The organism is bacterium, assembly GCA_030648955.1.
Taxonomy (GTDB): domain Bacteria; phylum Patescibacteriota; class Minisyncoccia; order Phycocordibacterales; family JAUSHB01; genus JAUSHB01.
On sequence record JAUSHB010000001.1, the window covers coordinates 1 to 6,722 of the forward strand.

The window sequence follows — 6,722 nt, forward strand, 5'->3', positions numbered from 1 at the left end:
GATGACATTGGGCCACGTTCCAACATCCCATCCCCAGCCGATTGTCTCACTGTATACGATGCTTCCTGCTTGGCTTGCTTGTGGAGGAAGGGGAGCGGTGACGGTAACATATGTCGTGCTAGATTTTGATGCATCTTGCACGCTTGTTGCGGTTACTGTTGCAGTAGTTGTATACGATGGAGCTGTAAAAAATCCGGATGAAACCTTTACTCAAATCTGACACTCTCTAACATCTTTGCCATCGCGTCAATCTGAACCTGCAATTCTGGCGTGATTTTTGAGGGATCGGAAAGGAAATCGTCGGAGCTAGAACGAGAGGTGTACAATTCGGTAATTCGTATCCAATGATTATCTCCATCTTTGTTAATGAAATAACTTCTGTTTGGTTCACTGGCTTTGAAAATACCGCCGACAACCCGAACCGCTTTCTTTCCGCCGATAAGCACGATCTTGCAGTTGTCGTATGTGTAAGGGCTTTCAGAAAAGGTTTTGATTTTACAACTACTTCCAATAGGCAAATTTAAGGCTTCGCGTAAAGAAGAGAGAGAAAGCGTGAACAGACCTGTTGGTCCTGGATTTTCAGTAACGAAGGTATTCCATTTATTCACGCTTTCATCAGTAAATCCGCTAACCAACATCTGGCCGTTTGGTTGCATATTGAACCAAATCTTATCTTCTGAAACACCATCATCTTGCGGAAAAGGCGGAGAAACCTGGCATCTATCATCACACGGATACTGAAGTGAAAATCCGTACTTTTCGCTTGAATACGTCTTCATCACCACACTTTTTTCTTTTGCGGTATTGTCGATTACTGACGGATTTTCTTTTTCCGTCAACGCAACATACCATCCTGCTCCGAGTATGAATAGGAGGGCAAGAGCGATTGAAACATATATTAACTGTTTCCGGTTCATGTTTTTATATTTCCCACAGAAACCATACTCACATATTTGTCCTCTTTATACAAAAGAGAAAATGTCATATTTGTGCGGGGCTGCGATTTTGGTTAGAAATCTATCCGTAGTTACACACAAGTTCTTTCAGATCAATAGTAGGTCTAATGTAGGTCGCTCCTTTGTAATAGCCACGCATATCTTTCCCAAAACCGTTAATAAGTGACTCAAAGGTTTCAGGGTTTGCGTTTGGTACAATGGTGGTATTTAAATACACATGGGCTGAGTCTTTACTATAATAAGTTTCTCCGCAACCCTCGTAGATAGTCTGCCACAGTATCTTAAATGTTTTAGGATCCGCACCGGGGATAGATTCATAGCCGAAGTACACAGTTTTACCATCGGTTCCATAGTTATGGATGCCCGACCCATTTTCTATCGGCTGGAATGTCGCAGATATCACCCCAGAAAGCGGCTTTCCTGCATAGTACACAGCTGTTGCGTCTCGTGCATACAAGTATGAAATATCACCCTTCATGGATTTAAGAGATCCTTTTAAAATCTCTATGGTATCAGGATCCGCACTGATTAAATTTTTATTGTAGTACACATGTGTATCATCAATCTCATACGCCGAAGTGGGACGACCATAGTAATCAGGACCACCCAGGGGGCGAAGATTCAATTTACTACCTTCATTAATGGTCCGTGCTGAATTTTTATACTTTAAAAAATATACGCTACTGCAAAGTATAACAGCTACAAAAATTATTGCTATCAAAATCGTGGAAGTAACGACCTCTTTTTTTGTATTCATAAAATTATTGTAGTATGGAAAAAATCAATCTCTTTATCGTATATATTCACAAAATAACCTAACTTGATTGCGTAGATTTTTCATGCACCTCACTCAAAGAACATGATTACTTTTATATTCCCCACAGAAGCCATACTTACATATATTAAAAATAAATGCAAAAAAACGTGGGGATTTCTTGCCATTTACCGTTAATCAAGCTATACTCCGAAACATGAAAAAACAGACAATTGTTATCGCTCTCGCAATCCTTGTCCTTATCGGATTGGGGTGGGTTGTGGTGTATAAAAATACACATGCAAAAAAGGTTTCTGGTTTGGATTGGCGCAATTCAGCAGAGTGGTTTCCAGTGAAGACGGATAAGGCGACAACAACCACGGTGCCAAAAAAACTCGACACTTCAACATGGAAAAAATACAAGAATACTTCTTTTAGGTATTCTGTTAAATATCCAAAAGACGCTGAGATTAGCACGATAGTAGATTTAGATCCAACTCCTGTTGAAAAAGGCAGTGATATCCAAATCTTTGTTCCAGGTAGCAACACGGATATTACTGTTAATGTACTTGTTCCGTTGATTCATGTGTCTTCAGAAACGATTATAAAACGAAACAAATTGCTAGCGCTTTCTCTTCGAGAATTGAGCGAAAAGGTGAGACTATATGAGGTCAACTACAAAAATCCAAATTTCAAAAATAGAGAAGTCGGGAGTATGAAAGAAATAACGATAGATGGGCAAAAAGCATATTCATTTACCTTGAGCGCGGGGTTTGATTTTGAATGGACCGGCGGATATATTCTTCCAGACAACACAATTTATAATTATATTTTTGTTGAAAACAAAAATGGTGAGAAAATGATGATACACTATCCTCTTAAAGACGAAGTTTCAGGGGCGATGATGTCTTCGTTTGCTTTTTTGGGAGAATAAAGTGAACAAATCTCAATACGAGAGAGATTTTTGTAAATTTATCAAACAGTAAACACGGGCTCTCAATAAAAAACAGCGAAGCATAAGCTTCGCTGTTTAAACTACTATTTACTATAAAGAACTATTGCACATTGGTTGAGGGATAATATCCCGCAGGATCAGAACTTCCGACACCTACTTTATATTCCTCAATTTTTCTTCCTTCAATTTTTATAATTCGAAGAAACAACGCTGTCTCTTCATCAACTGATCCATTGGCTTTCTTCAGCCATTTTTTATTGTTGTACTGGATTCCGAAGTGAAGATGCGTTCCCGCGCTATCCCCAGTATTGCCAATTATTCCAAGCTGTTGGCCTTGTGTAACGGTATTCCCCGCAGAAACAAGAATGGAATCTTTCTTCATGTGCGCATACCACGTTGAATAACCAGTCTTGAGATTCCCGTCTCCGTCGTGATCAATGACGACATAATACCCATTATATTGGTCTTCTGTCGTAGAAGTAAAAACCACTTTCCCTCCTGCGGATGCAAGAACTTTGACATCCGTTTCTTGCCCAACCTCCTGGCTTGTATCATCGAAGTCGAGAGAAAAGTAAGCTTTTTGTTCGTAATGATTGGTATCATCCGATCCATCAAACGCTTTCCCTCCGGCCTCTACGGTCAGAAGCCAGTTTTTATTTCCCGGCAATGGCAACTTGAAGTTTGGGGGTATATTTAAGATCATCACATTATCCACATACATCGTCCCCGGAGCATTGGTGGTAAACACCACACCGCCGAGTGCTTTGTTAACGGATTGAAGATCAGAGAGAGGAATCACGAACGAGTACCACTGTCCGTTTACAAGAAGAACATCTTGATTCGGAGCAATGTAGGATGAGAGTAGTACATAGGTGGGAACGGTACCACTGGAATCTCGTATTCCCACCCTTACATTTGCATCCATTTCCTTGCGGAACGAGAATGCAAGAACAGTGCGTCCCGTTGTAAAGACACTCTTGCCCCAATCGGTATGGATCTCAAGCCCTCCTCCGGTTGACTCGCCGACATCCGCCTTAAGAGCGTATGTGCCGCCTTGTCCTCCGGGGGTCGACTGCGTTATCCACGGGACAATAATTCCTCCCCACGACCACATGGTATTCCATCCTTGAGACAATCTGTCATCAGAAAATCTGTCCTCATAGAGAACAATGGGTCCTTCCGGAAGGTGACAGGTGAAGTTGTGCTCCGCCGACACTCTTCCTATTAGAAAGAGAGCGAAGAAGCCGATGAGAAGTGAAATGTGGTTGCCGAAGCTTCCACATCTTCCAAGTTTACTCTGCATTGCAAGATCCTCCGTTGGTGTTTAGAAACTGGATTTCATCAACATAAAATGTCGCTGGGGTGGAACTTTGTATCTCCACTCCATAGACATCTGTACTTGAGACTCCCAAATCGGAAAGTGGTACATACACCGGTTGCCATTGATAGGCGTCGAGTGTTTTGCTCCCTGTGTATGGGGATACCATTTTGTAGGCAATAACATCGCCGTTGCTTCCGATAAGTCCCACATACAACTCCTCGCCTTCATACGCTCCGATGTTGATGGCGAAGGAGAGGGACTCATATCCCGTAGTAGTGAACTTAAAGTTTGACTCCGCGAGAAGCTGTATGCGTCCCCATTGCCCAAGTGTTGTTACTTCAATACCAGTGTTTCCCGCATACGCATTTGGGGAAGAAGTAGCGAAGGAGATTTCTTGCCATTTACCGTTAATCAAGCTATACTCCGAAACATGAAAAAACAGACAATTGTTATCGCCCTCGCAATCCTTGTCCTTATCGGACTGGGGTGGGTTGTGGTGGGAAAGAAGGGGGGGGAGAAGATTGCTTCTGATGATATAACTACTGTGGCGACGACGACCAAAAAAATTTACGAGAACTCATCTTTTGGAATAAATTTTAATTACCCATCGAATCTGTTTGTTGAAGAGTCAAAAAATAACATTCTTATAACATCGATTCCCCCAAATGATCCGAGGCGACAATCCAGCGCAATGATGGGTGCTCTCTCTTTATTCGTTGCCCAAGGAAAAGAGATTAAAAATATACAAGAAACACGGAAAAAAGAAACTTTGTCGTCAAAAGAAGTTACACTTGATGGGCATAAGGCAGTTGAACTTACTTCTGTTCCAGACGGATATTCTGGGGGTACATGGATATCCATTTTAGTTAAAACAAAAAATGGGATACTCGAAATTCGTTATTTAAAAGGCACAACTTATGAGGAAGCATATCTTTCTATAATAGAAAGTATCCGCATCCAATAAAAAAAGGTTCCCCGAAGGGAACCTTTTAACTAAACCTAACTACCGAAAAAGAACTTTTTTGATGTCCTCTGGGTCAACAAATCCCGCAGGAAAAGCAGGATACCACTTACCAGATGTTGCGTCTTGGCAATTATTTTGTGGTAATGCACCTGTACCAGCGTACGGAGTATTATTGAAGTACGCGCTGGCGTAAGATCCCAAATGCACCCCAAAATGAAAATGGGTACCGCTACCAATATCTGCCACTGTCCCTATTTTTTGACCCTTGGCAATCGGACCAATAAAACCATCCAGTCCCGCAACAGGAGTTACATGCCAATATACAGTAGTGTATATTTGTCCTGACAACGTCATATGTTCAAGGACAATGTTTTGAGCCCATGTTGCGTTGTAAGGAAGTATTTCCTTCACCACCCCACTTTCCGCCGCATAAACTACAGTCCCGGCTGTCGCCCGATAGTCAGTCCCATTGTGTTTTTTAATTACACCCGCGGGACAATATGTCTCTCCAGCCCAATCTATGCCAAATTTTTGGGTAACGAACTTATTGGCATAAGAAGGAGTCGCTAACGGCCACTTCAAAACAAGAGGAACCGTAATCATGATATCATCCAAATACACATCCCCAGCCACACTTGACTGGAATACAATTCCCTTGATGTATGAGTTGGTTGCCTGAAAATCGGAGAGTGGAATTCTTACCGAATACCACTGTCCCGCGATAAACTGGCTAGACTGGAGAGGGAAAAGATAACTGCTTACATACACCCATGTGCCTATCGTGTCCGTCATGCTTTCATGCAACCCAACAAGCACATTACCATCCGCGCTTTCTTTTCGAATGCGGAAGGTGAGAGCACTTTTGTCTCCGATATATGCTGACAAGTTTTCTGTGTACACTCCTGTTCCTTTCCATGCGATAGGGTAGTGAACAAGGAGAGACTTCTCCGCAGAACTTCCTTGACCCGGAGTTTGCACTCCGGTTACGGTTGTTCCTCCCCATGCACCCGATATCCTCCATCCAGGTTCTAATTTTGTCACAGAGTCTTGCACAACTACGCGATTCCTGAATATGAGCACTGGCCCCTCATCCGGATTCACGGTGCATTGTAATCCCGCAGAATGCGAGAGTTGAGAGAGAAGGGAGAGCGCGAGCCCTCCCAGAATGTTTCGCGCACAAGAGCGCGATCGGTTTCGTTTTACTTCCGATCTCGTTTGCATTACTGGCAACCTCCGTTGGTTCCATTGAGTTCAAATTGCACTTCGTCGAAATACAGTGTAGTGGGATTTGTACTTTGTATTTCAACGCCATACACATCCGTGTTTAATCCACTCAATGCGGAAAGCGGAATCCTTATATGTTTCCACTGATACGAATTGAGCGTGCCATTTTCGGCATAGTTCCTGATGTTTTGGTACTGAAGCACACCGCCACTCACATTCAAGAGTCCGACATACAAGTCTTCTTCTTCATTCGCCCCGATGTTGATGGCGAATGAGAGGGACTCATATCCCGTAGTATTGAATTTAAAGTTCGACTCCGCGAGAAGCTGCACCCGTCCCCATTGAGCAGTTGTCTGCATTTCAATACCGTTATCCCCTCTGTACGCATTTGGGGAAGCGGGATTGACGATGACATTGGGCCACGTTCCAACATCCCATCCCCAGCCGATTGTCTCACTGTATACGATGCTTCCTGCTTGGCTTGCTTGTGGAGGAAGGGGAGCGGTGACGGTAACATATGTCGTGCTAGATTTTGATGCATCTTGCAC

Annotated in this window: 9 protein-coding genes; 3 read left to right on the forward strand and 6 right to left on the reverse strand. The window is 42.9% G+C overall.

Annotation, left to right across the window (positions count from 1 at the left end):
* Positions 1 to 220, forward strand: a 220-nt coding sequence (locus tag Q7S11_00005) for a hypothetical protein (protein ID MDO8572137.1), incomplete at its 5' end; no start/stop codon positions are given.
* Here Q7S11_00005 and Q7S11_00010 read toward each other — a convergent pair.
* Complete coding sequence (locus tag Q7S11_00010; protein ID MDO8572138.1) at positions 207 to 917, reverse strand: hypothetical protein; 711 nt, start codon at positions 915 to 917, stop codon at positions 207 to 209. The genes Q7S11_00005 and Q7S11_00010 overlap by 14 nt on opposite strands.
* A 100-nt stretch (positions 918 to 1,017) precedes the next feature.
* Positions 1,018 to 1,713: a DKNYY domain-containing protein gene (locus Q7S11_00015; protein ID MDO8572139.1), complete on the reverse strand. Its 696-nt coding sequence runs from the start codon at positions 1,711 to 1,713 to the stop codon at positions 1,018 to 1,020.
* A gap of 214 nt (positions 1,714 to 1,927) precedes the next feature.
* On the opposite strand from Q7S11_00015, the gene Q7S11_00020 reads away from it, so the two are divergent.
* Complete coding sequence (locus Q7S11_00020; GenBank protein MDO8572140.1) at positions 1,928 to 2,644, forward strand: hypothetical protein; 717 nt, start codon at positions 1,928 to 1,930, stop codon at positions 2,642 to 2,644.
* A gap of 121 nt (positions 2,645 to 2,765) precedes the next feature.
* On the opposite strand, the gene Q7S11_00025 is transcribed toward Q7S11_00020, so the two are convergent.
* On the reverse strand, positions 2,766 to 3,968 hold the full coding sequence (locus Q7S11_00025) for a M23 family metallopeptidase (GenBank protein ID MDO8572141.1): 1,203 nt from the start codon (positions 3,966 to 3,968) through the stop codon (positions 2,766 to 2,768).
* Positions 3,958 to 4,401, reverse strand: a complete 444-nt coding sequence (locus tag Q7S11_00030; GenBank protein ID MDO8572142.1) for a hypothetical protein — start codon at positions 4,399 to 4,401, stop codon at positions 3,958 to 3,960. Before Q7S11_00030 ends, Q7S11_00025 begins: the two co-directional genes overlap by 11 nt.
* Before the next feature lie 15 nt (positions 4,402 to 4,416).
* Between Q7S11_00030 and Q7S11_00035 the strand changes: the two genes are divergently transcribed.
* Positions 4,417 to 4,950, forward strand: coding sequence for a PsbP-related protein (locus Q7S11_00035; protein MDO8572143.1), 534 nt, complete (start codon positions 4,417 to 4,419; stop codon positions 4,948 to 4,950).
* Between the two features lie 39 nt (positions 4,951 to 4,989).
* On the opposite strand, the gene Q7S11_00040 is transcribed toward Q7S11_00035, so the two are convergent.
* A complete protein-coding gene (locus tag Q7S11_00040; protein MDO8572144.1) occupies positions 4,990 to 6,171 on the reverse strand; it encodes a M23 family metallopeptidase in 1,182 nt (393 codons plus the stop codon).
* Positions 6,171 to 6,722, reverse strand: a 552-nt coding sequence (locus Q7S11_00045; protein MDO8572145.1) for a hypothetical protein, incomplete at its 5' end; no start/stop codon positions are given. The genes Q7S11_00040 and Q7S11_00045, both read right to left, overlap by 1 nt.

Bases quoted from the DNA above. Each gene is read 5' to 3' on its own strand.
- Q7S11_00010 (MDO8572138.1), bottom strand. From the start codon at position 917: ATGAACCGGAAACAGTTAATATATGTTTCAATCGCTCTTGCCCTCCTA.
- Q7S11_00015 (MDO8572139.1), bottom strand. From the start codon at position 1,713: ATGAATACAAAAAAAGAGGTCGTTACTTCCACGATTTTGATAGCAATA.
- Q7S11_00020 (MDO8572140.1), top strand. From the start codon at position 1,928: ATGAAAAAACAGACAATTGTTATCGCTCTCGCAATCCTTGTCCTTATC.
- Q7S11_00025 (MDO8572141.1), bottom strand. From the start codon at position 3,968: ATGCAGAGTAAACTTGGAAGATGTGGAAGCTTCGGCAACCACATTTCA.
- Q7S11_00035 (MDO8572143.1), top strand. From the start codon at position 4,417: ATGAAAAAACAGACAATTGTTATCGCCCTCGCAATCCTTGTCCTTATC.
- Q7S11_00040 (MDO8572144.1), bottom strand. From the start codon at position 6,171: ATGCAAACGAGATCGGAAGTAAAACGAAACCGATCGCGCTCTTGTGCG.